Source organism: Leptospira fletcheri (assembly GCF_004769195.1).
Lineage (GTDB): Bacteria > Spirochaetota > Leptospiria > Leptospirales > Leptospiraceae > Leptospira_B > Leptospira_B fletcheri.
Genome location: NZ_RQET01000003.1, coordinates 26,363 through 52,678 on the forward strand (window position 1 = coordinate 26,363; position 26,316 = coordinate 52,678).

Annotated in this window: 23 protein-coding genes and 1 tRNA gene; 15 read left to right on the top strand and 9 right to left on the bottom strand. The window is 45.9% G+C overall.

Annotation, left to right across the window (positions count from 1 at the left end):
• The first annotated feature begins 15 nt into the window (after positions 1–15).
• Both EHO60_RS03140 and EHO60_RS03145 read left to right on the top strand, forming a co-directional pair.
• Positions 16–786, top strand: a complete 771-nt coding sequence (locus EHO60_RS03140) for a hypothetical protein (protein WP_135766729.1) — start codon at positions 16–18, stop codon at positions 784–786.
• 111 nt (positions 787–897) lie between these two features.
• On the top strand, positions 898–1,548 hold the full coding sequence (locus EHO60_RS03145; RefSeq protein ID WP_135766730.1) for a DsbA family oxidoreductase: 651 nt from the start codon (positions 898–900) through the stop codon (positions 1,546–1,548).
• 18 nt (positions 1,549–1,566) lie between these two features.
• On the opposite strand, the gene EHO60_RS03150 is transcribed toward EHO60_RS03145, so the two are convergent.
• Positions 1,567–2,451 (bottom strand): hypothetical protein, encoded by an 885-nt coding sequence (locus tag EHO60_RS03150; RefSeq protein WP_135766731.1) that lies wholly within the window; start codon positions 2,449–2,451, stop codon positions 1,567–1,569.
• 185 nt (positions 2,452–2,636) lie between these two features.
• On the opposite strand from EHO60_RS03150, the gene EHO60_RS03155 reads away from it, so the two are divergent.
• Together EHO60_RS03155 and EHO60_RS03160 are read left to right on the top strand one after the other, a co-directional pair.
• The gene (locus tag EHO60_RS03155; protein WP_135766732.1) at positions 2,637–3,200 is read left to right on the top strand and encodes a polyhydroxyalkanoate synthesis regulator DNA-binding domain-containing protein; all 564 of its coding nucleotides are present in this window, start codon (positions 2,637–2,639) and stop codon (positions 3,198–3,200) included.
• Between the two features lie 72 nt (positions 3,201–3,272).
• The gene (locus EHO60_RS03160; protein ID WP_135766733.1) at positions 3,273–4,166 is read left to right on the top strand and encodes a HEAT repeat domain-containing protein; all 894 of its coding nucleotides are present in this window, start codon (positions 3,273–3,275) and stop codon (positions 4,164–4,166) included.
• Positions 4,167–4,216: 50 nt separating this feature from the next.
• Here the strand turns inward: EHO60_RS03160 and EHO60_RS03165 are convergent.
• Positions 4,217–4,293: transfer RNA gene (locus EHO60_RS03165), tRNA-Val, on the bottom strand.
• 290 nt (positions 4,294–4,583) lie between these two features.
• On the opposite strand from EHO60_RS03165, the gene EHO60_RS03170 reads away from it, so the two are divergent.
• On the top strand, positions 4,584–5,435 hold the full coding sequence (locus tag EHO60_RS03170) for a metal-dependent hydrolase (RefSeq protein WP_135766734.1): 852 nt from the start codon (positions 4,584–4,586) through the stop codon (positions 5,433–5,435).
• Between the two features lie 22 nt (positions 5,436–5,457).
• Complete coding sequence (locus EHO60_RS03175; protein ID WP_135766735.1) at positions 5,458–6,309, top strand: metal-dependent hydrolase; 852 nt, start codon at positions 5,458–5,460, stop codon at positions 6,307–6,309.
• A 103-nt stretch (positions 6,310–6,412) separates the two neighbouring features.
• Here the strand turns inward: EHO60_RS03175 and EHO60_RS03180 are convergent, their stop codons facing one another.
• The 3 genes from EHO60_RS03180 to EHO60_RS03190 all read right to left on the bottom strand — a co-directional run bounded on the left by EHO60_RS03180 (position 6,413) and on the right by EHO60_RS03190 (position 8,336).
• Positions 6,413–6,712 (bottom strand): YciI family protein, encoded by a 300-nt coding sequence (locus tag EHO60_RS03180; RefSeq protein WP_135766736.1) that lies wholly within the window; start codon positions 6,710–6,712, stop codon positions 6,413–6,415.
• 57 nt (positions 6,713–6,769) lie between these two features.
• Complete coding sequence (locus EHO60_RS03185; RefSeq protein WP_135766737.1) at positions 6,770–8,056, bottom strand: UvrD-helicase domain-containing protein; 1,287 nt, start codon at positions 8,054–8,056, stop codon at positions 6,770–6,772.
• 88 nt (positions 8,057–8,144) lie between these two features.
• The gene (locus EHO60_RS03190; RefSeq protein ID WP_135766738.1) at positions 8,145–8,336 is read right to left on the bottom strand and encodes a hypothetical protein; all 192 of its coding nucleotides are present in this window, start codon (positions 8,334–8,336) and stop codon (positions 8,145–8,147) included.
• Between the two features lie 267 nt (positions 8,337–8,603).
• Between EHO60_RS03190 and EHO60_RS03195 the strand changes: the two genes are divergently transcribed.
• Complete coding sequence (locus EHO60_RS03195) at positions 8,604–9,074, top strand: MarR family winged helix-turn-helix transcriptional regulator (RefSeq protein WP_135766739.1); 471 nt, start codon at positions 8,604–8,606, stop codon at positions 9,072–9,074.
• Here the strand turns inward: EHO60_RS03195 and EHO60_RS03200 are convergent.
• The gene (locus tag EHO60_RS03200) at positions 9,071–9,673 is read right to left on the bottom strand and encodes a TetR/AcrR family transcriptional regulator (protein ID WP_135766740.1); all 603 of its coding nucleotides are present in this window, start codon (positions 9,671–9,673) and stop codon (positions 9,071–9,073) included. The two genes, EHO60_RS03195 and EHO60_RS03200, sit on opposite strands and share 4 nt — an antisense overlap.
• A 96-nt stretch (positions 9,674–9,769) precedes the next feature.
• Between EHO60_RS03200 and EHO60_RS03205 the strand changes: the two genes are divergently transcribed.
• On the top strand, positions 9,770–10,591 hold the full coding sequence (locus tag EHO60_RS03205; protein WP_135766741.1) for a thioesterase family protein: 822 nt from the start codon (positions 9,770–9,772) through the stop codon (positions 10,589–10,591).
• A gap of 77 nt (positions 10,592–10,668) precedes the next feature.
• Here the strand turns inward: EHO60_RS03205 and EHO60_RS03210 are convergent, their stop codons facing one another.
• From EHO60_RS03210 to EHO60_RS03220, 3 genes are all read right to left on the bottom strand, one after another.
• Positions 10,669–11,028 carry a type II toxin-antitoxin system HicB family antitoxin gene (locus EHO60_RS03210; protein ID WP_135766742.1) on the bottom strand — a complete coding sequence of 120 codons (360 nt, stop codon included), beginning with the start codon at positions 11,026–11,028 and terminating at the stop codon, positions 10,669–10,671.
• The gene (locus EHO60_RS03215) at positions 11,028–11,285 is read right to left on the bottom strand and encodes a type II toxin-antitoxin system HicA family toxin (RefSeq protein WP_135766743.1); all 258 of its coding nucleotides are present in this window, start codon (positions 11,283–11,285) and stop codon (positions 11,028–11,030) included. Before EHO60_RS03215 ends, EHO60_RS03210 begins: the two co-directional genes overlap by 1 nt.
• A gap of 111 nt (positions 11,286–11,396) precedes the next feature.
• Positions 11,397–13,241, bottom strand: a complete 1,845-nt coding sequence (locus EHO60_RS03220) for an OmpA family protein (protein ID WP_135766744.1) — start codon at positions 13,239–13,241, stop codon at positions 11,397–11,399.
• 465 nt (positions 13,242–13,706) lie between these two features.
• Between EHO60_RS03220 and EHO60_RS03225 the strand changes: the two genes are divergently transcribed.
• From EHO60_RS03225 to EHO60_RS03255, 7 genes are all read left to right on the top strand, one after another.
• Complete coding sequence (locus tag EHO60_RS03225) at positions 13,707–16,706, top strand: Lcl domain-containing protein (RefSeq protein ID WP_167880144.1); 3,000 nt, start codon at positions 13,707–13,709, stop codon at positions 16,704–16,706.
• A 253-nt stretch (positions 16,707–16,959) separates the two neighbouring features.
• Positions 16,960–18,549: a TolC family protein gene (locus EHO60_RS03230; RefSeq protein WP_135766746.1), complete on the top strand. Its 1,590-nt coding sequence runs from the start codon at positions 16,960–16,962 to the stop codon at positions 18,547–18,549.
• Complete coding sequence (locus tag EHO60_RS03235; protein ID WP_425460264.1) at positions 18,546–20,393, top strand: Ig-like domain-containing domain; 1,848 nt, start codon at positions 18,546–18,548, stop codon at positions 20,391–20,393. Before EHO60_RS03230 ends, EHO60_RS03235 begins: the two co-directional genes overlap by 4 nt.
• Positions 20,394–20,440: 47 nt before the next feature.
• Positions 20,441–21,097 carry a lipoprotein gene (locus EHO60_RS03240; RefSeq protein ID WP_135766748.1) on the top strand — a complete coding sequence of 219 codons (657 nt, stop codon included), beginning with the start codon at positions 20,441–20,443 and terminating at the stop codon, positions 21,095–21,097.
• A gap of 17 nt (positions 21,098–21,114) precedes the next feature.
• Positions 21,115–21,699 (top strand): tetratricopeptide repeat protein, encoded by a 585-nt coding sequence (locus EHO60_RS03245; RefSeq protein ID WP_135766749.1) that lies wholly within the window; start codon positions 21,115–21,117, stop codon positions 21,697–21,699.
• 46 nt (positions 21,700–21,745) lie between these two features.
• A complete protein-coding gene (locus tag EHO60_RS03250) occupies positions 21,746–23,227 on the top strand; it encodes an efflux RND transporter periplasmic adaptor subunit (protein ID WP_135766750.1) in 1,482 nt (493 codons plus the stop codon).
• Positions 23,227–26,310, top strand: coding sequence for an efflux RND transporter permease subunit (locus EHO60_RS03255; RefSeq protein WP_135766751.1), 3,084 nt, complete (start codon positions 23,227–23,229; stop codon positions 26,308–26,310). The genes EHO60_RS03250 and EHO60_RS03255 overlap by 1 nt, the downstream gene beginning before the upstream one ends.
• The last annotated feature ends 6 nt before the right edge of the window (positions 26,311–26,316 follow it).

Here is a 26,316-nt window from a genome sequence, read left to right on the forward strand (position 1 = left end):
CGATAGGATTCTAAGATGGACTCCTACAAACCGAAACCTTTACTGAATAAAAGCGAGCTCCGTCAGATCAAGCGCTCTCGGACGAGGGTCGGCGGTAAGAAGGTCATCACCGACGACGTTAAGAAGCTCAAGTCGCTTAGCGTCACTCCCGATTTACCGGCGGAAGAGCTGGTGCATTATTATAAGGAGCCGATCTGGATCGAATACTATATTCCTAGGGAATCCAGATTCGCATATGAAATCAAATATCTTTTCGTGAAGTTGATCGATGTGGAACCTCGGCCCGCACCTCAGGATTCGATTCTAAGAGAGGCTCTGAACAAAGATCGTTTTATCGATCTGATGGAGATCATTCGGTTGCATCCGGAACGGGAAAAGTTGATCAACTCTTCTTACGTGAATACTTTGCAGTTTTTCGAGTCGATATCCTCCGGCTACCAACAGTACGTCCAAACGAACGACCCGCATTATTTAAGAATTCCCTTATATCATACGGAAACGTTGATGAAGAGGGAACCTTCTCTCGCTTCTCTGGAATTTCTGGGCTCCTTTACCCTTCATAACCTGAACTGGCTGATCCGAAGATTGAATCGAGGAGCCAAGGAATTCTCTCTGGAAGACGAGACGATTTCTGTGCTGATCAAGAGGAGAAACGAGCATTGGGAAAAAGCGAAACTGGCAGAAGACGAGGACTTCAATCTGTTTTCGGCCTTATTCTACGAACAAGCGTTTCCTCATAGAGGATTGGAGGAGCTGGATTCCGAAGAGATTTCGGACGAGGATTAATTCGTATCGGAAAACCCTAAACTTCCGATTTCTTTATTTTGCGGGACTCCGATTAAAAAGGTTGGAATTTTTAGAGGTCTTGTAAGTCTAAGAATTACAGGAGATCTTTTTTTGAAAACCGCAATTTCCATTTACTCGGATGTAGTCTGCCCTTGGTGCTATATCGGAAAAAGAAGACTCGAATCTGCGATCGAGAAATGGAAAGAAACTCATCCAGCAGACGAGATCCAAGTAGAATGGAAACCGTTCCAATTGAATCCCGATCTACCTCCGGAAGGAACGGATCGGGACGCTCACATGGTCTCTAAATTCGGTTCGCTGGAAAGGGTAAAATCCATGACGGAACGGGTAGCCGAAATCGCGAAGCAAGACGGATTAGAATTTCATAATTTGGAAAAAGGGCACCAGCCCAACACTTTCCTGCTCCACACATTGATCCGAAAGGCCAAAAAATATGGCAAAGAATCGGAACTGGCGGAGGTATTCTTCAGGAACTTCTTTTCCGAAGGAAAAAATTTGTCGGAAGATTCCGTGATTCTTGCGAGTTTGAAGGAAGCCGGTGTTCCCGAATCCGAGTTGGCGGCCGTGAAAGCGGATGATCGCCTCATTGCGGAAATCGAATCGGAAGAAACCGACGGAAAACAGATGGGGGTCACCGGAGTCCCTTTCTATATTTTTAACGAAAAATACGCGGTCTCCGGCGCACAGCCCGTGGATTTGTTTTTGCAGGTATTCGATCGTTTGAAAGCGGAATCGAACTGAAATCGTTTCCGGCCTCGATCAAAAAGAAGAATCTCCTCGTTGGGCTCCTTCTCCCAACCAAAGAAATAATCTGCGTATCCTTCGGTTTTCGATGAGTTCCGCATTGCCTTCCGGAAATCTTGGGATAGGAATGAATTCGTATTCCCGAATATTATGGGGAGATCCTCCCCAAACGATCGCCTGGTATCCGGAAGTTTCCACTTCCGAAGATAAGGCTAGTCGATCGCGTAAAAAGAGGAGCAGGTCTTCGGGAGAAAAGAAGGCTTTGGATAAATCCTTTAGCCCTCTCGCCAGATCCGTATAAACGTTTTCTCTTCCGAAATTTATCAAACAGAAACTAAGTGGAAAAAAAGGAACTCCTAAGAGAGGCTTCAATTTTTCCACCAATTCTCTGGTGGAAAAAGATTCCGCGTCCAATACCAGAAGTCCGGGTCTCGTCTCCTTCAGAAGATTCGGTAGACCGAACTCGTCCCGGCACCAGTAGGCATTGGACCCTCCGGCTCTAAGCAAGGACCTATATTTATAATACAGATTTTCGTCCCGGGTGAAAAACAGGATTTCCGGATGCATGGGTCTCTGGGGGCGGAAGAAAGGAATTTCCTCTAAGGGAAAAAGATTGAGATCGTAGATCCGATTTGCGCCTGCTCTTAAAAATGCGTTCTTTTCCTCCGGGTCGAATCTTCCGATCAGGCAAGGTTCCCTCGACCAATCTTTGACGACGGATAAATCTTCCGGCTGAGAGTCCGATTTCCACACCAAGATTTCCCTGGAAACCGAGGGAAATCCCGAAGACTTCACCCATTCCGAAACGGAAATTCCTTTCCACTTTAATAAGGCCAATAGAAATTCTTTTTCTTCGGAAGTCAGTCGTCGTAGAAGGTAAACGTCGGAAAGTAGATTCATGCCGAATTCTAAAGTAGGGTTTTTTCCTTGACCTCGGGGATTTTAACCCGATCCTAGAATTAGTGCGTTGCGAAAAACCCGCAACTAGAAAGGTGTTCCGATTCAAAAAACGATCTTTCCTTGATTCGGTCTCGGTTCTTTTCACATCGGTCTCGGATTTTTCCAAAGAATAGGCGAACGCCAAAATGAAAGTACTCAAACGATACGCAAACCGCAGGTTGTACGACCCCGAGACGAGCAAAACTATCACCCTCGAAGACGTTGCGGAGATGATCATCGCCGGAAGTGAAATCAAGGTCGTGGACAATATGACCGGCCAGGACATCACTCCTAAAATCCTAGGCCAAACCTTTTTAAAGGTCAGCCTAGGCCAGAGAAACGAGGAATTTTCCAACTATATGCTTTCCGCCCTGATACGGGAAACGGGAAAAAACATCAGTGCCTTATTCGGACGTCTGGTGCTCGGCGGAATCGGCCTGGCCTACCTGACCCGGGAAAAGATGGATAAGATTCTGCAGAGCATGGTGGCGCTAGGGGAATTGAAACTGGAAGAGGTGAAGAGCTACCGGGAAGACCTGCTTACCCATTTGGCTCACCGAGCCAGTGAAAATCGGGAACAAATCCAAGAAGAGCTCAAAAAAGTCGGTCGGGAACTGGAAGATGGGGGCGAAAAGGGATTGGCGGTAGAGGACTTTTCCGAGAAAATTCGGAAGATCGCGGAGCAGGTTCGGGACAAAGATTCCATCTGAAGCCCGTTTCTTACGTCGAATCTGTCAAGATAGACTTTCCGATCTCCGATACTCTATGGGAAAGGGGGGACCATGTCCGCTTTTAGATTTTCCAGCCTATTCTTTTGCGCTATTCTTCTCATATCCAATTCCGTTTCCGCAAAGGAACCCATTCACGAAAAACTGGATCGATTGTTCTTCGAGCAAGTCCGCAAATTGGAAAGCGGTACATTAGAGGAGAAAGTCCAGGCTGCCGAGTATCTGAAATTCGTAAAAAGCAAATTGGCGGTTCGCCCTCTTTTGGACGCTTTAAAGGGAAATCCCAAGGTGCCTAAATCGGAAGAGAACTCTCCTTCCTTAAAATTCGCCATCGCTCAGGCGCTCGGTGCGATGGAATTGGACTTGGCCGCTCCCGGATTGGTGGAAGAGTTCAAGCGCATGTCTCCTCAAGTTCAGGAATCCGATCTCCCGAATTTCAGTTCTGCGGAAGGTTATAACCTGACGATCTCCGTGGGGGAAGTCGTTCGGAATTTGGGTCTTTTGCCCTATTCGAAAGAGAATGAAGATACCATCGTAACGGGCTTAAGCCATCCCAATTTCTATATCCGTGCCGCTGCCGCTGACGGTCTCAAAAACCAGAAACGGAAGGAATCCTTGGCTCAATTGAATTCGGCCCTAGAAAAGGAAAAAAATGCCTTCGTAAAAGTCGCGATTCTGAACGCTATCGTTTCCAACAATCGGATCGCGAATCAGAAGTTTTACGATCTTTGCGCGTTCTTGAAGGACGAATCGCCTATGGTTCGTTACAGGACTTCCGTAGCCGTGGGAGAGGTGGATCTGAAAGCAGGCGAATTTTCCCTGAGAGAGGCTCTTTTGATCGAACATGAGCCGATCGTGCGAGAACAGATTAAAAAGGACCTCGCTAGTGTGATCGGATTTAAAATGCCGGCGACCAGCTTTATGTTCCAAGACCAAAGCGGGAAATAAGTCCCGTTTTTCTTTTTTATTTCGGAAAGAAGTAAGAAGGGAGTTCCGGGTGGTGGGAGATACTGGGATCGAACCAGTGACCTCTACCATGTCAAGGTAGCGCTCTAACCAGCTGAGCTAATCCCCCCGGTAGCGACCAGTATTATGATGCGACTCCTATCGTAAAGCCTTTTCGATTCGGCCTTTCTTCACTCATTTTTTCCCGATCGAAAACGTATCCGAATCAATCCCAAGGAATTCTTAGAGAAAACCGGACGATTTTCCGTCGGTGAACCCTGTTTTTGAGGCTAAAAATCAGAATTAATCTAGGCAGATTTCGGAATCGGCTAGGATTTTCCGGGATCGGCGTGCAATTCGAACGTCATAGGCTTATAGTAAGCGCTACAAAAGTCGACGTGGAAACTGGAGGAGGTACCAATGACCGTCCAAACAACTACTAAAAAGCGAAATATCAAACCGATCGACGCAAAGTCTCCGAGCGTACGCAAAATGGATTTCGAAGGGTTAGACCAGCTTTCCGATTATTATATCGCCGGGAATTCCTTCGTCACTCATACGGTAAACGCCTATCATATTATTTTCCCCGAAGGAGAGCGCTTCTTTATCAAGAGTGTAAAAGCCTTTTCCGACCAAGTTACCGATCCAGGACTACAAAACCGTGTGAAGGCTTTTATCGGTCAGGAAGTTCAACACGGAAAGGAACATGAAAAAGCGTTGGAAATGCTGGAAAAGAAAGGTTATCCGGTCTCTCGGATCCTGAAATTCTATGTGAAAACCGCCTATTCCTTTTTCTGGCCAATCCTGGAATTCCTGTTCGGAAAGAAACTGAAACTCTCCGTAACCGCCGGGTTAGAACATTATACCGCGACTATGGGGGAAATTTCTCTTCGTCACAACCTTCACGACCAAGCGGAGGGAGAGATGAGAAACTTATTGCTTTGGCATGCGTGTGAAGAGATCGAGCACAAGTCCGTCGCCTACGACGTTCTCCAAACGGTATCCAAAAGTTATCTACTGAGGGTTTTCGGTTTTATCATCGCTTCCTTTATGTTTTGGGGATATGCAGTGATTATCCAGCATCTGTTTATCCTATCCGATAAGAACATAGGTCTGAAACGGTATTTCGCCGACATGAAGAACGCGGGTCCGTACGTTTCCCTACTTTGGACCGATATATCCAAATCTTTCGGAATTTATTTCAAAAGGGATTTCCATCCGGACCAAACCGGTGGATACGAATTGGCGAACGCCGCTCTCGCAACTATATAAACGAATCGAACGGGTACATTCAATGAGCTTAGAAACGAAAGTGAAAGGTAAAAATTTAAAGCCGATAGACGCACAATCGCCTACGGTCCGTAAGATGGACTTTTCCGGTTTGGACAAGATCTCCGATCATTATGTGGCGAATAATTCCTTCGTCACACATAATGTGAATGCATATCATGTACTGTTTCCGGAAGGGGAGCGCTTCTTTATCAAGAGCGTAAAGGCTTTTTCGGACCGTGTCACCGATCCTGGATTACAGAACCGTGTGAAGGCTTTCATCGGTCAGGAAGTCCAGCATGGAAAGGAACATGAAAAAGCTCTGGAGATTCTGGAAGCCCAAGGGCGTCCGATCCGAGCCATGTTGAAGTTCTACGTGTGGACCGCTTTTGATTTTTTGGTTCCCGTATTGGAGTTCCTGTTCGGAAAGAAACTGAAACTCTCCGTAACCGCAGGGTTGGAACATTATACGGCTAGCATGGGAGAAGTAGTACTCAGGCATAGGTTGTACGACAATGCGGAAGGGGAGATGAGAAACTTATTGCTTTGGCATGCCTGCGAAGAGATCGAGCATAAATCGGTAGCTTACGACGTTCTCCAAACGATATCAAAAAGTTATGTTTTGCGTATTTTCGGCTTTTTGATCGCTTCCCTGATCTTCTGGGGATATTCGATTTTTCTACAGCACTGGTTCCTTTTGGCGGATAAGAAAGTAGGGATCCGAAAGTATTTTCAAGATCTCAACGGCTCCCGGCCCATAGGAAGAGTTTTGTATCCGTCGCTGGCTTCTATGGCGCTCCTGTATTTTAAACCCGGTTTTCACCCTGATCAGACCGGCGGATACGAATTAGCGAACGCCGCATTGGCCACCATTTAAGTAGCACCCATCCAATCCAATTGCTTCCCGCTTCCCGCTCCGCAAGGAGTCGGGAGGTCGGTTTTTTTTCGCCCGTAAGGAACAAGATTCGATTTTTTTTCGGTTATGGGGCCGAAATCCAATTCTCCAGAAATTTCTGATATTTAACCGGATGGAATTCCGTAAATGATACTTCCGCTAATCCTTGCTTCTGAAAAGGATCTTCTCGGAGTAAGTTTTGCATTTCCTCTTTAGAGTTCGCTTTTCCTAAAATCATTCCTCCGATTCGAGGTTCCTTCGGGCCGGAAAGTAATAGGATCCCTCTGTCGTACAACGTCTGCAAAAATGCGCGGTGTTCTACGACCGCAGCTTCGATCTTTTCCAAAGAGGAAGTATAGCGCAGTTCTATTAGAAAAAATTTCATTCTCTTCTCCTAAATACAGGATCGCAAGGAGACTTGAAACTGCAAAGTACAAGACGCCTATTGCGGAGGTTTCTTCCATAGGGGTAGGGAATCGAAATAGGAAAAAAAAAGATCCTCCGCCGTTTCGCGTGCATTCCTCGTTCGAGACCCCACGATTGCAAGGCTATCTTCGGCTCTGGACAAGGCCACGTAAAGGATTCTGCGCTCCTCTTCCAGGATTTCCTCGGATGAAGTCCACTTTACGTTCCAACCGTCCGCTAAGTCCACGAAGACCGTATGGAATTCCAGTCCTTTGGCGCTATGGATGGTCAGCAGGAAGTCTTCCGGAATTCCCGCGCGGAGGTATTCCCGGATCCTATGGTTGGACCTACAGAGGATCTTCCAATTTTTTCCGCAGGTGAGGTACGCGTTTTCCAAAAACGGGAAAAGGTCCGGGATTCCGTTGATCAAAATTCTACCGACGAACGCTTTCCCTTTTCTATGGGCGCGGACTTCTTTCGTAATTTTGCCGCGGTTTTTCCGGATCGGAATGTCGGATGCTTCCACAATCTTCGGTAAAGATCTGTAATTTGTAATGAGTAAATGTCGGCTCGTTCCTTGGAAGAATCGAGGAAAATCCAGGAACAATTTCACATCCGCTCCACGGAATCCGTAGATGCTCTGAGCGTCGTCTCCCACTACGACGATGGAAGAGCTTTCGCTTAGATTGCGTAGAAAAACGAGCTGTTCCGAATTCGTATCTTGGAATTCGTCCACCAGGATTTTTTTCAAGAGATTCCTAGGGATTTCCGTCCAAGGTTCTCTTTCCTCGAGAGAGCGAAGAAACAAATGCACTAAATCGTCGAAATCCAGTTTTCCCGTACTTGTTTTGTAGGCACGGTAATCTTTCTGCAATTCCTCGTACCATTCCTTGGGAAAGTCCTCAGGCAAGCTTCGCAGATCCGCCAATAATTCGTACGGAATTCCTCCGACCAAGAATGGGTCTTTCCGGAACCATTCCCGGAAAAAAGCGTTTTTTTCCATGGGGAGCACGATACTCGGAGTGCGCTTTCGGAAATCGGGGTGCCAACGGGCCAAAGCTTGGAAGCAAAAGGAATGGAAAGTATGGACCCGGACGTTTGTGCGTCCGACACGGTGTAGGATTCTGTTTCGGATTTCCCCAGCTGCCTTTCTGGTAAAGCTGAGCACAAGTATTTCCTCTGCTCCGACTCCCTGTTCGAGGCTTCTTTCCACGACTCCCACCATGGTCTTAGTCTTTCCGGAACCGGCGGAAGCGATTACTTGAAGGAATCGGGAAGGGTCCATTATAACCGCTTCTTGTTCGCGGTCGTATTTTACGTCCATTCCCACCGACGGGTAGGGTTTCCTCTCCGTCGGTTCTTTTTTTTATATGAAAGGGAGGGCAGAAGGGACTTCGTCTAGGAGTTCCTGCCTACTCCGCTTTTAACCTCTGTTGGATCTCCACCCCTTTTTCCCCCGCTTCCGTCAATTTCTTGATGGCAGTACTCAGAACTAAAACGGATAGAGCGAGGCTTAGGAAGAAGATTCCGAGGCCCACGGGGGAAGCCCAGCCGTGCCATTTCCCGAACAGTTCCTGGTATTTGAGTTCATCTTGATTTTCCATAGTTTTCTCCTTTTATTTACCCGGTCTTAGATATCGACTGACCGACATACATGTTTGATTTTTATATAGTAATAAAATCAAACTATATGAAAAACGAAATACCTGAAAAAGGTCAACCTCTTTTTAAAGAAAAAGCTGGATTTCAGGGAGGGGTCCAAAAAATGGAATATGGGGGGATTTGCAAAAAATGGAAGGTCTTGACTATTTGCTCTTTCGGTGGGATTTTACGCAGGAACGGAGTGCAGGTTTGCAACGAGTCGGAAATCTATGAAAAACGAAATCATTCAGACGATAGGCCAGGCCGTTATGCTATTCCAGGATGCCTCCGAGGCATTTGATGATACCGCAGCAGAAGTGATGGGGCTGAATCGTACCGATCTGAAATGTCTGGGTATTATCTTCAGGAATGGATCCGTTTCTCCTAGCGAGATTGCGAGAGTCACCGGGCTTACCAGGGGAGCCATGACGACCGCGCTGGATAGAATCGAAAATGCAGGTTATGCCAAGCGGATACCGGATCCTTTGGATCGCAGGGGAATCCTTTTGGAACTCACGAAGAAAGGGGAATCCAGTATCGGCTCGATCTGGGGGCCTTTTATAGAAGTCGGGAAACGGAATTTATCCAAGTACTCCATGGACGAACTGAAGGCGATCCGACAATTCCTGGAAGACGCAAAGAACGCGCAATTCGAACATATCGAAAGGGTGAGAAAGTTGAAACTACCCAAGCGGTCTTAGGTCAGATCTGCTTCCAATCTCAATAGTTCTCTTTCCAATTTTTGAAGATATTTCGGATCTCCGGTCATTCCGTATACCTGCATGGTTCCCTGGTAGTACAATAAAATCGACTCGGTAGTCCTGCTTATTTTGTCCCGGTTCGTATCGGGAAACGTTTTCCGTAGATACGTCTCGAATAATTCCGTCCAACGTCGGATAAACTCCCCTGTTAATTCCTGTAGCTCGGGTTCGTCATGCGTCTGGTTCGCGAAGTTCGCGACCGGGCATCCGAACCGGAAGGTGGATTCGGTTCCGCGTTTTACCACTCGCATCCAAGAGTGGATGAAGTCGGGGTAAGAAGATTTTCTATCCATCAGTTTTTGGAATAAGGCGAGAATGATCCTTTCCTGGGTCGCCAAGTAAGTTCTACCCAGGTCCTTTTTGGAAGGGAAATGACGGTACAGGCTTTTCTTAAAGGCTCCGGCATGCTCTAAGATTTCATTGATTCCGGTATTCGGATACCCCTTCTCGTAAAAGAGATCCAAGGCTGCGGTTAGGATTCTGTCCTTGGCAGGGGAATCTTCCCGCAGGGAAAGGTTTCCTTGCGAATTGCGGTCCATATCGGTTCTTTAGAGTATAAAAGGAGTAGACAGATTTGTCCACCTTTTTACTCTAAGTTTATGCGGGTAGACCGATCGGTCTCCCGGGAGGATCGGATGGAAACCTTAGGACTTCAATCTCAAACCTTCGGTTTGCAGTCGTTTACCTTCGATTTGCCCGTTCGCAGGGCGGATTTGGATGTGAACGGTCATGTGAATAACGGCACGTACCAAAGTTATTTCGAGGAAGCAAGAGAGGCGGCTTTTGCCGAAGCAGGCTTTTTTCCGACTCGAGCAAAGAATCTTCCCTCTCCCTTCGGCTCGGTTTTTCTAGAATATAAGGCGGAATTAAAGCACCCGGAGTCCATTCGGATTCTGACGTCTTTTCCGGAGGACCCGCAAGGGAATTGGGAGATCCGCCAAGAGATGTACCGGTCTTCGGATGGTGTATTTGCGGCCTTTGCCAAGTTTTCCGTCTTTTCTCCCGGGCAGGAACCGCGGCCGCCCGAGTTGAACAAAGAAGGGAGGTTTTTCGAGCATTCCGTTCCGCTTCGTTGGACGGATATCAGTCCGGAGAACCACCCATATCTTTCCTCCCTACAATACTATCTGGACGATGCGAGGATCAAGTCGTTTATCAAAGCAGGCTTTGATCTGAAAGAATTGAATCGTAAAGGTGTCGGGCCCGTCATTTATAAGGCCACTTTGGATTACTTCGATTCCCTTGTTTTCCCGGAAACGGTTTCCGTTCGAACCCGTGTGGAAAAGGGAGAGAAGAATAGGCTCCTGTTCATCCAGGATCTTTTCCGTACGGAAGGGGGCGTTGAGATTCATGTTTGTCGAGGCAAGTTTTACGGGATTTTCATGGACCTTCATTCTAAACGTCCGTTCCGTTTTTCCGAGGAAGAGAAGAAACGCTTTATGACCGACGAGAGCTGAGCGAAAGGCCGCGCGGTCGGAACGCGGATCCGCTAGTGATCCTATTGTGGCCGCGCCGGAATCGATCGTTTGCTTCTTTAGGTCTTTGCTTTCGGAGATTTAGGATTCAATATTTCTTTTTCGATCGCAGACTGCACGAATTGATTCAGCGAAATTCCAAGTACAAGCGATTTCCTTACGGCTTTTCTGTGAAGTTCCGGATTGATCCGAACATTAAATGTTCCACGAAAAGATTTGAACAATGGCTTCTTAAGCTTCTCGCACACGGAAATATAATCGTCCACCGAATCTTTGAAGGATTTTTTTAGTTCCGAAACCGATTTTCCTTCGAACGTAACCAGATCGTCTATTTCTTCCAATTTCCCGTAAAAAGTTTCATCTTCATCACTATAATGAACCGATCCGATAAAGTCTTTATAGTTTAAAATATCCTTCATTATATAATTCCCTTCTTCATTAGTTCATCCAGCACTAATTCAATCTGATAAGCTTTCAAAATATTCCCCGGATGCGGTTTATGAAGTCTGATCAAATGCTTTGTTTCTTCATTTATGAAACCTACTCTTGAGCCTGAAGTTTTCCCTTGGTTTACTTCGGTATAACCTAACCCAGTTAGGATATTTCTTAATTCACCATATGTAAAATCCTTGGGTTTCGATTTCAGCCTACGAAGCGACTTTTCGAATTTACTCACCAATTCTATTCAATTGCACAAATTACGGATCTGCAACTGATTTTTAGTTACAATTTTCGAAAAAAGACACCGCTTTATGGCCGACGAGAGTTGAGTGAAAGGACGCGGTTGCTATTCCGAGATTATGAAAACGACACGGCGGTTTTTTTGGCGATTTTCAGGCGTATCGTTCGGTGCGATTGGGATGGAATCCCCGTAACCGACTGTGTGCAATCTAGTGGGATCTATTCCGTGATGTGATCGTAGGTATTCCGATACGGCCTTGGCGCGATTTTCGGATAAGACTTGGTTGTCCTTTTCCTTTCCTATGTTGTCCGTATGGCCTTCGATGCGGATCTTGAGATTCGGATCCGCCTTTAGAATCTCGGCGAGCCGATCCAGTTCCGGTTCGGAATCTTTGGTGAGTTCGAACCGGTTCGTTTCGAAGAAGATATTATCGAGTCGGACCTGTCTCCCCGCAGCTAGGGTAGGGAGGACGAATTCCGTCGCTACCTTGTCTTTTTTTTCAGAAGTAGTGAGGTCCAAGTTTCGGGAAACGGTAAGGTATCCCTTTTTTTCCACATAGATTCCGTATTTCTGTCCGTAAGGGAGTACGATGCTGAAGCTTCCGTCCTTGGGGTCGCTTTTGGCGCTACCCAGTTTGGAGAGGTTTGTTAGAGATTCGTAATGTATTTCCGCGGAGAGGGAATTTCCGTTTTCGTCCTTGACTCTTCCTTCCACTACGACCACTGCTCCGGGACGGAACTCCTCCGGCAGATAGGCCATGTACAATTTTCCTTCCTTGCTTAGATAAGCCCACTGGCTGTTTGCGGGTATGGAAAAGAAATTCGTTCCTTTGAGGTTCTCGGAGACTTCCGTCGGCTTGGTCCATTTGTCCCATCCGTCTCCGATTCTTCTCGTAACATATACGGAAATTCCTTTATGTCCGTCGCTGGAAAAATACAGGGTTCGGTCATCGCTGGCCAAGAAAGGGGCCATCTCTTCCTTTTCCGTATTGATCCCGTTTCCGAGGTTTTGTCCGAAAACGTAGGTTCCGTCTTCCCGCCGATAGCTTACGTACAGATCCAGTTTTCCTACGGAATCCTCTCGCTGGACGGAAAAAATCAGGACTCTTCCGTTGCTGGAAAGCGTAGAGCCTCCGAAGACTTCCTGGGAGGGATTGGTCTTCTTTCTATAATGATTATAAAACCCGGGGAATTGTATGATTTTAGGTACGGACCAGCTTTGGTTCTCTTTGTAGCTCCGGTAGAGAGGGACTCTTCGGGCGAGAGCTTCCTTTTTTTTCCGATATTCCTCTTCTATGGATTCGATTTTGGAATGGACTTCCGGATCTCGGTCTATGTTCTGATACGCTTCCTTTTTCCGTTCCTGCAGTTCGTCCTCCAGTTTTTTTTTCTGCTCTTCGTCGTCATAACTCCCGAACAGGAAGAGTTCATTGCCTCCGGAGAGAGCCGCGAGAACCGATGTAGGAAGTTCGTTGTTTAAGGGAGGAGGCATTTCCTTTCCGTCCTTCCAAATTCCGAATTCGTCTTTTTCCGCCATCCAGATTCTTTGGGTTCCGTGCCTTCCTTGGGGGCGAAAAACCGTCCAGAACAGCGCCTTTCCGTCCGGAGATACGACCGGGTTGATGGAATAGAGACCGCGACCGACATAGTCCGGAATTTTTTTCAGAGTCCAGGGAGCCAATCCTGTCTGTTCCGCGAACGGAGAAAGATCGAACCGAAGAGGTTCGCAATTCTTTCCCTTCATTTCGCAAAGGATGCGGATGGTCTCCTTTTCATGCCTGGATAGTTCCGGGCCGAGGTCGTTAGAGATGAGAGTTACGAATTCTTCTCCCGAATGAAGAAGCCTTCCGAATTGCAGTAATTTCCCTTCGAGGACTTTTTCTTCGGCGTTTAGTCCCGAAAAGATGGAAAAAAAGAGGAGTAGTGGTCGGATCCATCTGGGGAATCTCATAGGAAGGTCTTTCGGAAACGTTATTTTTTCAGGGAATCGTTGGAAACGAATTTCTTTTCCATGCCGAGACATCTATCCCCTGGGTGATAAGCGGTTTCCTTTTTGCCACTCCTTCTTCGGTCTCAACTCTTCCGGGTTTCTGGGAATACATATTCTTATGTAGCATATCTCCAATTCTGTCGGTTTTCCTTTTTTTCGACCGTCTTCTTGTAAAATTGATTAGAATCTTTCAAAATGCCGATTTTCTGCAATTTTTGTTGCACAAAAAAAGCAAGTACCGACTATCCTATTATTTGGTATTAAATATTAAATAAATATATGTTCCGGGAAATCAGCATAAAAGAAGTCTCTCCGAACCTTTCGGTTCACCGTATCCTTTGGCGATTTCTGAATTTTGTTTTTGCGATTTTTGTTTCGTGCAGCTGTAAACCTTCCAGCGATATTCATTCTTCCATCGTTTCCCTATTGAGTCTGTTAGCGAAAGGATCCGCTTTTAGTAGCCCATTAGCTGTCGGGCAATCTTTCGACCTGAACGGGGGAGTTAGCCCTCAAGTTTTAGGAACCGTCGTCGATCCGAGCAACGCAGGTACAGCCGTAGGAATTTCCTTACAAGGGGCCGGCGGAATTCCGGTTTTGATATTCTTATACAATGCTAGCGGAAATCCGTTTGCAGTCGATGTGAACGGAGACGGAAATCCGGATTATTTTCTTTGCAATACCTCCGGAACGATTACTTTAAAGACAGGCATTAGCTGTTCCGGAAATCAAGTATTAGTGATTCCGGGAAGCGGTTATGATACGAACGGAGACGGAGTCGCGGATAATACGATTCTCGCTTCGATTCTTGCCGATACCACGGTTCCGACTAGCGCGATTTTTCCGGTCGCGGGGGCCTATGGCGGTCCGCAATCCATTACGGTAATGTGCGCGGACAACGTCGCTCCCGGGAATATTATCTATACTACGGACGGATCGATTCCTTCTTTTACCCCCTTGGTAGGCAATGTGACGGATCCTCCGAATGCTACTTTTACGGTAGGCGGATCTGGAGACGGATCCTATACGGTAAGATATTTTTGCAGGGATATGGCGGGAAATTCCGGAGTCGTGCAACTTGCGGTATATCAAATAAACCATAATATTCCGAATATTTCCATTACAACTCCCTTAAGTTCTCCATACATTAGTGTCAATAGTGGAGCCATGAACTCTGCAAGTTATTCCTGGCAGTCCAACCAGTCGGGCTCGTACACGGTGCGTCAAAATGCGACAGGCTGTAGTGACGGTACGATCATAGAAAGTGGAACGGTAGCGGCCAATTCTGCGATCAATTCCAGCATTCTGGCGAGCCAACTGGCCGCGGGATTGAATTCGATCTATATCTGTGTCACTGCCGGTTTGACGGGACAGTTTATGTTCAATATCAGTCGCGACGATGTTTCACCTTCCGTTTCTCCAACTCCGGGAGGAGGTACGTTCGGAACGGCTCCGCAGAATATTGCTTTAGGTTGCGTCGATTCCAGCAGTTGCACGGTGGTTTATACTACCGACGGGACAGTCCCTGCAATCAACTCTTTGACGGGGGTGGTTACGAACGGCACCGTATATACTTCCGCACCGGTTTCTTTGGGTGCAGGGGCGACTACTCTGAAGTATATCGGTAGGGATGGGGCGGGGAATCTTTCCTCCGTTAACTCCGCTTCTTACACGATCAATACGACCGTCGCTACGATCACAATCAATGCGTACGTTCCCGCAAGTCGATCGATCAACGCATCCGTTTCTTCAACAGTCGAAATCGATTGGCAATCCAATTCTCCCGGTTTTTATAAAATCTTTATAGGATCCGCCAGTACTTGCACTTCCGGGGTTCAGGCGACAGGTACGAATATCGGCGGTACCGTCTCTGCGAATTCGCAAATCGCCAGCGTTCTGGATAATTCCAATTTTACAAACGGACAAAATACGGTTTTGATCTGCGTTGCGAACGCTAGCCTTTCTCCCCAATACGGATTTCTATCCGCAACGATTACAAAGGACAATATTCCTCCGACCTTGTCCTCATCCATTCCTTCGAATTTGGGTTTATCCATTTCCAGCTCTCCTGCAAGAATCACGATGGTTTTCAGCGAATCGATGAATCCTAGTAAAATTGGATCAACGAGTTCGAACGATTGCAGTACTTCCAATTCCACCACGCTGGTTGAGACGGATATATTCGACGGCGCCGGTTACAATTGCACCGATGTGACGGCTACATTCACTTGGCTGGATGTGAATTATACGAAGTTGCAGGCGGATTTGTCCTGGGTGAATTTCCCGGAAAATACGAATATCCAATGGATCGTCCCGTCGGGCTTGCTTCAGGATGTTGCAGGTAATCCGATCGCCTCCAATTTAAAACTGAGTTTTACCACAGGGTTGAATCCGGCGAATAAATTCGTTGTATTACAGACGGGACAATCCGCTTGTTGGGACTCTAGTGGGAATCCGATTCCTTGTTCCGGAACCGGGCAGGATGGACAGTATTTAAGTAAGACGGCTCGCAATTATAGCGGTCCGACTAAGGTCAATACGGGAGATTATATCACTAAAGATTTGGTCACGGGGCTTACATGGAAAACCTGCGCGTTAGGTTACGAGGTAAAAACCGGAACGCCGAACACATGTGTTCAAAATACCACCAAAATAGATCCCTGGCCGATCTATAATAATAATAGCCAAACTCCTGCGTTATTTTCCGCAGTAAATGCCTGTGCGAAATATTTACCCGCGAATTACGGAGGTATTTCTGCATGGAGATTGCCGACGCAAGCCGAGTTGGCTACACTACCCAAATACGGTTCGTCCGCTTTGCCTGCGATCGATACTGCGGCCTTTTATGACGCTCCTTCGGGCCAAGGAGGTAGTTATTGGGTGAACTTTTGGACGGCAACTTCTTACTTTCCGAATCCCTACTATTCCTGGATTACGAGTCTTGCCGACGGTTCTCAGTCCAATTATATCAAACCGAATCAGAACGGAATCATGTGCGTTTCTTCTGCCGGCACTTCGGCCTCGCAACCGTCTTATACGAACAATGGTGATGGAACGATCACGGATAATGTAACCGGTTTGATCTGGGAACAATGTACCGATGGTCTTTCCGGAAGCAATTGTTCGGCCGGGACCGCGACTCAATATACTTGGCAAGCTGCATTGAATCGATGTAACACTTTGTCTTTGGCGTCCAAATCCTGGAGATTACCTAACGTAAACGAGCTACGATCCATCTCGGATTATTCCAAGAAGAATCCCGCCATAAACTCCACGTATTTTCCGGGAACATTATCCGCATACTATTGGTCATCGACTTCCTATACTCAGTCTCCTTCCAATGCTTGGTACGTGTATATGAACGACGGCTTAGTGAATCCATTCGCATCTAAATCTAGTAAGTATTATGTCCGTTGCGTATCGAATTAATATATCAAGAAGCGGGTTTAATGGATCCGAAATAGATCAGAACATCTGCCTGATGCATGCGAGGGGAAAGACTTCGTGAATATCTGTTACCTAAGTCATGCAATTTAAGGGTTTGGTTTCTGAATTAAAATATGAATTGTCCGCAGATGCTGTTTTACAAAAGTCTCCAAATTAAGAGAGTTTTTTCCATTTTGAAGCCAAAATGTGTAATGGGTCATTTTTGTGCGGCATTTCAATATCATGAGGCCGAAGCATGAATCTTTTTCGGCTCAAAAAGAAGAGAATCTTTCTCTTTTCTTATTCTCTTATCCTTTGTGTTTTCTTTTCTCTTCCTCTCTCTTCGGAATCCACAAGATATATTTCGATCACCAAAGTTAAAATTCCAGTGAATTTGGATCGCGCTGTTCTGATCGGAACTACGAACAATGTGTTATTAAGAACTTTAGAATCTAAGAAAGAGATTTCTAAAATGGTTATTACTGAACGTTGGCGGGAATTCCTCCCGAAAGTCGGCGTTCAATATATGGGACTCCGAAACGTCAATGTCGGATCGTTGGATAATCTTTATAACGATATTAGATTGACCGTTCAACAATTGGTGTTCGACGGAGGAGAAGCCAATTTACAGGTGGAAATCGCTAGGTTAAACGAGGTTCTTAACGATAAGGACTTCAAAATCAACGCTGCAAAACTGAAACTAGATATTCAGAAGGCTTATATTAAAGCGTTGGCTGCCAAGGGGAAAATACAGATCGGGATGAAGTCCGTCGAAAAAATGCAGGAGACTCTTAAGAGATCAAGAATAGAGCATTCGCAGGGTTTCATTTCCAAAATCCAACTAAACGATATCTCCACTAAAGTCAAACAGGCGGAATACGCATTTTTGCGATATAAGAACGAATACAATCAATCCATTTTGGAACTCAAGCAGATCTTAGCTCTGGATTATCATGTCGATCTGGATATAGAAGAAAACCTATTCATTGATTTCCACATTTCATCGCCAAAATTCGACATAGATGAGTCCGTTATCCGAGCTTTGAACACAAGAGAAGATCTTAAGAAATCCCAAGTGATCGTCAAGCGCCTAAAGAACGAAAAGAAGTTGGCGGACAATTATTGGATTCCGAAAGTGTATATGGGCGGATATGCGGGTAAAAACGGAAACGATTTTCCGTTGAGACATGATATTTACGGTATGAACTTCAATTTGGTCATTCCGTTTGGCAGTAATATCGTGCAAAGTAACGGTAACCTTGGTGTCCAAAAGGACGGGACCGGGATCCAAACCTATCCCGGTTTCGGGAATCAAACCGTCGGGCCCGGATTAAACGGTTATGAATCCACTCAAATTAAGTTTTTTGATAACCTTGCTTACTCTAGAAAAATTTTAGAGGGAGAGGTTCAACTTACCGAAGCGCTTTTAAATTATAGGAATCTAGAAATCCAAGTCGGGGTCGAGGTGCAGAAGAGCATAGAAAAGACGACCGAGTCCTGGGAACTTCTAAAGATCGCAAATTCCCGAGTTTTACTCCAGTGGGAATCGATTAAAATCGGGAACACAAGATTCGGGGTCGGGCAATCTAAAAAAGAAGAAGTTCTAAATGCCGAATTGGAATTCGTTAAATCGCAACAAGAACTGACGGACTCTTTGGCTAGTTACATAGTTAGTTGCTATGAAGTCGCTTTAACCGCGAATATCGACCCTATAGAGAGTAAACTCGTTCGGTATGAAAAAGGACGAGGAAACTCTTTAATTGCCGCTCTTCTAACAAATCGGGATCCTAAAACAGCCGCCGGCGTCGAGCCCAGTGAAGGCGATTCGCCTCCGATGGGTAGGTGAATGTTTATTTCAGGAGTCTATGGAATCTTATGAAAATTGACTTTTACAAATCTTTTCTTTTCTATTCGGTTAGCTTGGTTTTGTTCGGTGATTGCCAGAAACTTTCGAATAAACTCCTGAAATTGGATCCCTTTTTGGGGGAGAATGAGCCGCCGAAAGTGATCTTCAGCAATCCAATCTCTGGTCAGCAAAACCTTCCTTCGAATCAGACTTTGTCCGTGGGTTTTAGCCGGGCGATGAACATCAATAGTTGTCAGACCGCCTTTTCGATTTCCCCACAAACTTCAGGTTTTTTTTCGAATACAAATAATCTGATTCTGAATTTCTCTCCTTCGTCGGCTTTGAATGCGGGAACCTATACGTTCACTTTGACAAAAGCCTGCGAAGATCCGAACGGTATGGATATCGCGAATCCTTTTAGCGCCTCTTTTGCGGTAGGATCCGTTTCCAGCTTAGGCACGAATCCTGGTGTTTCGAATATGTTCGTTTTTGCCGGAACCGCGGCTGCGTGTAACGCTTCGAGTGCTTCTCTTTCCGATTTTTTGAACGGAAATGTTTCCAATGCATGTATGGGAAATCCACTTCAGAATCAAATCGTCATCAATTTTTCGAGACCGATGAACCAGCAGGCGACAGCATCCGCGATTACGATCAGTCCTAGTGTTTCCGCCAATTTCGTTTGGACGTCGAGCAGCATTCTGACGATCACGCCGGATACTACATTACTCTATAACCAACGTTATACGATATCCATAGGTTCTCAGGCGATGGATCAATCCAATATTTCCCTAAAACAGGGCGTGCAGGCGAGCTTTCTAGTAGGAACCAATAATGCGGCTCCGGGCCTAAGTTCGCTTACGGTATTGGCGGGCTCACAAGCAGGCTGTCAAGTCGGGATCGGCGCACCGGTGAATATTTTAACTGGTACTGTTACCAATGCTTGTATGGGAAACCCTACAAGTAATACAATTACCTTTAACTTTACGACTCCGATGGATCCGCAAAGTACCCAAAATGCCATTTCTTTTTCACCAAGTTTGTCGGGACAATTCACTTGGTCAGGCGGAAATCAAACTTTGACGTTTGTGACCGATTCGACTTTAGGATTTGGAACTAGATATACGATTGCCATAGGAACATCCGCGCTTACCGCTAATCTGATTCCGTTTCCGCAGACAACGACGGCTTCATTCGTTGCCGTAGGATTGAATCCGAGTCCCGCGGTACAAGCGATCGGTCTGGTCAGTCAAGTCGGTAGTCCCGGCTGTGCCGGTTCGGGTACTTATCCCGGCACTGGGAGTTCTACCGGAGGCAATTGGTCTTTAGGCTATTGCTGGTGGGATTCTTCTCTTTCGGTACTCTCTCCGAGTTCCTATCAATTTAGGGGAGGGGATGACGGCCAAGGTACCTCCACATCCTGTTTAGACCAAACCACGGACGATTTCCGGATCGTATTTAATAATTATATGAGTTCCGGGACGACGATTCCTGCCGTATCTTTAAGCAGAATTTCCGGCACGTCCACGGTGATACGTTTGGCATCCTGGACTTGGAGAGATTGCCAGGCCGCCTATCCGTACGGATGCCGCGTTTTGGATCTTGTTTTTTCCGAATTGGAAGCGAGCTGCGGAGGGAATGCGGCGTTCGGAAGTTCCGGCGATTATAATCTGACTAATGCCAATTTCGATTTTACGGTCACACCGGTCGCTCCGGCAACCGCGTTCCCGTCCATTACTCCGAGTCCGAACGGTCCGGTTTACACGTTATCGGTTTCGAACTCAGCTACGGACGTTAACGGTCGAGCGCTCAACTCGCCCTTTTCGTTTTCGTTTATCAGCCAATGAAAATCGATATTGAGAGGTTGTGTTATTCATACGGAGATAGAGTTTTTATGAGGATTTCTCTTTCGTTTTTGATATTCTTCTGGTCCGTTTCATGTGCCAGTTTGAACCTAAACTATTTTAATTCCGGGACGGTGAGGATAGCTTCCAAGCCGGAAGCGGTCAAGTCCACGTATCTATTGGGCTTTATCGAAAATCGGGACAGTCACTTCGATCCTTTCAGTACGAGGAATCTTGCCAGCATGCTGAGATTTTCCCTATTGAATTCGGGATACGGAATTTTAAATTTAGAAGATTATGTGAGGTCGACCGAAGACCCGAATGCAGCCAAAAGTAAACTGTTAGAGCAGTCCTCCAACGAACCTAGTAAGGTCCTTTTGGGTGCAACCTTACCCGCAGGCGGTCAAGATTTGAGTTCCAGGATTTTGAAAGAATCCGAAATCAAAGCGATAGGAGCTTCCGCTAATTTTGATTACCTAATTCAGGGTGCGATAGCAATGAGCGACAATCGCAGAATGCTGGATAAGACGGAGAGTGGAATGATCTTTTTAGAAATATTCGATAAATCCGGAAAAATAGTACGCAGTATCAATTATACGATCGAAGGCAAGACTTTAAGCGAAGCGGAACTTTTGCATTCGGTTTGTTCCAGGATCATAGATCGATTAGATAATAAGGAAGAAAAGAGACCTTGGTGGAAATTTTAAAGAGATATTCGATACTAATGAGCAAAGTCTTCGTCGTTATGCTATTCATACTGTCGTTTGCAGGTTGTGGTACGGATTCCAAAAAGTTGGAAGAAAAGTATAATAAGGGTATGACTCTGTTCGCAAAGAACGATCGGGCAGGAGCCATCAAGATCTTTTCGGAAATTTATAAGGAAGATCCGGATTATAAAGACACCCTTTTTAATCTAGGAAAATTGTATTATTACGAGTTAAATTTCAAAGAAGCGACGAAGTATTTTCGGGAATTGTACAAAAAGGATACCGATAATCTAAACGTACTGCTTTGGGTGATTAAAGCGCAGTTTGCAGGTAAAGTCCGCGACAAGGATTTTTTCGATAACCTACAATTCTTTTCGAAACGGGACAACGGCAACCTAGAGGCCCTAATGATCGGCGGGATGATTATGGAAGAAGTCGGAAAAACTGATTTGGCGATCCAGCATTATAATCAGATCGTCATGCAGACCGGCCAGATCGCTTTAGCGCACAGACATCTTGCGACGATTTATGGAAAGGCGAAGTTATCGGAAAAGGCGGCTTTTCATTTGAAAAAATTCGAATCTTTGATCGGTAAGGACTGATTTTAGGGACAATCGTCGCAAAAAATTATCTTTCGGAACGTCATATATGCGATCTTTTTTTCAGTCTTTGCTGTCGAATCGTTTTCTTCGGTATATAGTTTACGTATTTTTCATATACTTAGGCATTTATTTTCTTTTTTCCAGACTTTCCCGCGGCTCGTCGAACAAGTTTTTTTCTAAATTGGATTCCACGCTGTTTAAACCCCTAAGTTCCTTTAGGCGTGAGGATGATGCTAGGGAATTCGGAGTCGAGCAAGGAGCTGTTTCGATTTCCGCAATGAAAGTGGATGAAAAGTCGATCTCTCCCAATATCGATATTTCCGGTTTAATCGATTTTACCGAAAAGGTGGATTTATATTCCAAAATCGGCGGGCGGCTGGAAAAAATATTCGTAAAGGAAGGGGAAGAAGTTTCTCAAGGGCAAAAACTGTTTAAAGTCGAAAGTCTCCAGATGGAACTCGAATTGATGAAACAGCAGGCGACTTTGGAATCATCCCGGTCTCAGGTCAAATTGGCGAAGGAAAAATACGATAAGGCGCGGATGGGCGTGTACGCCAAAATCCAGGAGATGGAAAAAAGCCGCGCAGTTTTTGAAAAGACCAAAGAGGAACTGGAAAAGGCTCGTAATACGTTTCTCGGTATTGAAGAGATTTATAAAGCTGGGGGAATGAGCCGCGAAGAATTCGAGACCGCCAAATTGAATCTTACGGCAAAGGAAACGTCCTTCGGCATTTCAAAACGGGATTTGGAAATCCATAGCATTAATCTTACAGACGAAGACATCATAAAAAACGGTTTCGTTGTACCAAAATCGAGAGAGGACAAACTCGAGCTTTTTAAAGAAATCAATACCCAGATCGAAAAAGCGGAGTTAGAGGTCGCGGACGGGGTTTTTAGATCACATGAGGCCCAGGTGAACTCCACCAAGACGATGCTCAAGGAAACGATCATATTTTCTCCTATTAAGGGTGTAGTTGCCAAAAGATACAAAAACGAAGGGGAACTTCTAACGGGCACTTCCGGAAACCAGGCGGTTCTAACCGTAATCAATATCGATAAGGTTTACGGAGTTCTGAATATTTCTGAAACGGATTCGACCGTTTTGAAGAAAGGGATGAAAGTCGAATTTACGGCCGACGTTTATAAGGAGTCCAAGTTTCGGGGCCAAGTGGAGACAGTTAGCCCTTTGGTGGACCAAAAGGCACATACCGTAGAAGTCCGCGCTTTAGTGGATAATAAGGATAGGAGATTGAAGCCCGGAATGTTCATCCGGGCCAACGTAGTATTGGGATCGCCGGTTCCGACAATCCTGATTCCTTCCACGGCTGTCCTTTCGAATGATTCCGGCAGGAACTCCGTCTTTTTGGTAAGGGAAGGTCATTGTTATACGAACGACGTTAAGATCGGCAAGAAGCAGGGGGACGAAATCGAAATCCTCCAAGGTCTCCAGAAGGACGACGTCATTTTATTGGATCGTTTGTCTCAGCTTAGAGACGGTATGGCGGTCTCTCCTAGTTTTGTCCGCTAATGGAAAGCATTCTTAAGTTTTGCGTTCGCCGACCCGTAACCGTATCCATGGTTTGGACGGCCCTGGTAATGTTCGGATTGATCGCCTTACAGAGGCTGAAGATCAATTTGATGCCCGAACTCGAGTTTCCGAAAGTAACGATCGTTACTGCGTATCCGAATTCCTCCGCCGAAGAAGTGGAAAATCTGATCACAAAACCCGTATCAGACGCGGTAGGCACTGTCGGCGGAGTAGAATCGGTGAATTCCGAATCTTTCGAAGGCAGGTCGGTCGTTACGATCCAGTTTTCGAACCGTACCTCCTTGGAATACGCGGTCATCAATGTCCGCGAAAGGATCGATTTGGTACGGGATCTTTTACCTCAGGACGCAAGTAAACCCGTCGTTACCAGGTTCGATCCTTCCCTTTCTGCATTTCAGGAAATCGTAATTTTTCCGCAGGGTAGAATCACCGATCGGGATCTTCGATCCTTTTTGAACGACAATGTTAGGGTCTATTTCGAGCGGATCGAAGGACTTGCTTCCGTTCAATTTTCCGGAGGTTTTCAGCGGGAAATTTCGGTACAAATCGATTCCGATAAGATGAATGCGTATAATATCTCTTTGTTCGACGTCCGCCGGGCAATCAATTCCTCCAACGTAAGCGCTCCCGCCGGCAGCCTTCCGGTCGGGGATAAGGATTATCTCGTGAGAGCGGTCGGGGAGTACGATTCGATCGAATCCATTGCGGAAACCATAGTCGGAAATAATTCCCAGGGGATTCCTATTCGTTTGGGATCGTTCAGTGCGATCCGTTCGGGGTATCGAGAGAGAACCGGAATCGCAAGATATAACGGTAAAGAATGTATCATCGCGTATTTGTATAAGGAATCGGGACGGAATTCCGTCGAAATCTCCGACAACGTTCAGAGAGAGCTTACCTCGATCAACAACAAGTTCAAAAACGAACTGAAAGCCGAGATCGTATATGACGAATCCAAGTTCATCAAGGAATCCATTTCGGGGGTTACAGGCGCTCTCGTTTCCGGAATGATTTTGGCCTTCTTCGTACTTGTTTTCCTTTTGAGAAACGTTAAGAGTCCGTTGATTCTTCTGACGGTGATTCCGGCTTCCTTGTTTTCCACTCTGCTTTTATTTTATATCTTCGGCATTTCCCTTAACATGATGTCCTTGGGCGGTATGGCGCTCGGCATCGGGATGCTTTTCGATACCAGTAACGTGGTTTTTTCCGCAATCGAAAGGAATCTATCCAGAGGAATGGAAGTCGCAAAGGCGGCAGTGAACGGAACGTCGGAAGTGACCGGCTCGGTCGTTTCCGCAACTCTTACTACCGTTATCGTCTTTCTTCCGATCATTTTCTTTAAGAGTATGATCGGTATCGTTTTCGGCGAAATGGCTATCGCAATCACTATCTCGCTTTTGATGAGTTTATTCGCCTCCTTGACCGTGATTCCGATGCTGACTGTCGTTCTTTACGATATTCCTTTGGAACCGGCCTTCTTGAAGGAAAAAGTGTTCGAGCGTTCCGAGGATTTTCATAGGAATCTTTTAGCAAAATACGAAGCGCGTCTTTCCCATTATTTAGATAAACCAAAATCTCTCTTCGTTTTGATTGGTCTTTTATTCGTATTTTCGATCGCGTTTCTTTTTATTATTCCGAAGGAATTTATTCCAAAGGTGGATACAGGAGAGTTTTCGATTCTACTAAAAACGAGGAATGGTTCTTCTTTGGAGGCCACATCCGATGCGGTGGAGTCCGTGGAGAGGGTTTTATCTGCGGAAAAAGATACGAAAAGCGTCATTTCTAGGATCGGATACGAAGAAGATCAATTGTCCGGAAGAAGAAACGGCAATTGGGGGACAAATCGGGCGGCTATCCGGGTCGTGTTAAAGGATGGCGGGAGATCTTCGGACTCGTTTATCCGAAGTGTGAGAAAGAAATTCCATTTTTCCGAAGAAGTGGAACTTCATTTCGAGAACAGCGGTGATATTCTCGCCTCCGTGGTTTCTCCGGACTCTAACGGACTTAGCTTGGAGATTTTGGGAGAGGATCTCCGTACTTTGAGCGATATCGGCGAAAAGCTGAAATCCATTCTCTCCAAAATTCCGGGCGTCAAAGATCCTCGCCTCAGCATGGAGGATAAAGCGATCGAATACGAATTGAGTTTCGACCCCATTAAGGCTAGCATGCTCGGCCTTAATAACGACTATCTGTCCAATTATCTTAGGATCGCCAATTACGGATCGATCGTCACCAAAATCAAGGTCGCGGATCGTAGCACGGATGTTCGTATGGGTTTCCGCAAGGAAGACGTGGATTCCCTCCAAAAAATTTTGGATACGAATATCCAGGCTCCGAACGGCAGCTTGGTGCGATTGTCCCAGATCGGAAAAGTGGAAAGGACGAATTCTCCGATTTCCATTATTCGATCCGGGAATTCCCGGGTGAATCTTGCTACCGCCGATCTGGACTTGAAAGCGGCCAATAATCCGATTGAAGACGTAAAGGATGCGATTTCGCGTCTGAAGTTGCCTGACGGTTATCGGATTAAATTCTCGGGCGAACAGGAGAATATAGAGAAATCCTTTTCCGACCTTAGCCTTTCCTTCGTTTTAGCGATCGTACTTATCTATATGCTGCTAGCGAGCCAATTCGAATCTCTATTGTATTCTTTGATTATGATTTGCACGATCCCTCTTATGTTTATCGGGGTCTTTCCGGCATTGTTTCTTTTTGGAAAGAGTCTTAACGTGAGTTCCTTCATGGGGCTCGTGCTTTTACTTGGAGTCGTCGTAGACAACGCTGCTCTTTATTACGAGTACGTTCATCTCCTTTTAAAACAGAATCTCCCCTTGAAGAAAGTGATTTTAGATAGCGGGCGGATCGTTTTGAGACCTATTCTGATGAATAACGCCACCACTATTCTCGGTTTGATTCCCATCATGTTCGAACTTCAGAGGGGTACCGAATTCCAATCTCCGATGGCGATCGTAGTGATCGTGGGACTCTTCACTTCCTTTTTCTTTAGCTTGTATCTGATTCCCGTCCTTTTCTTTCATTTATTGAGCCGTAAGGCGCGCTGATGAGTT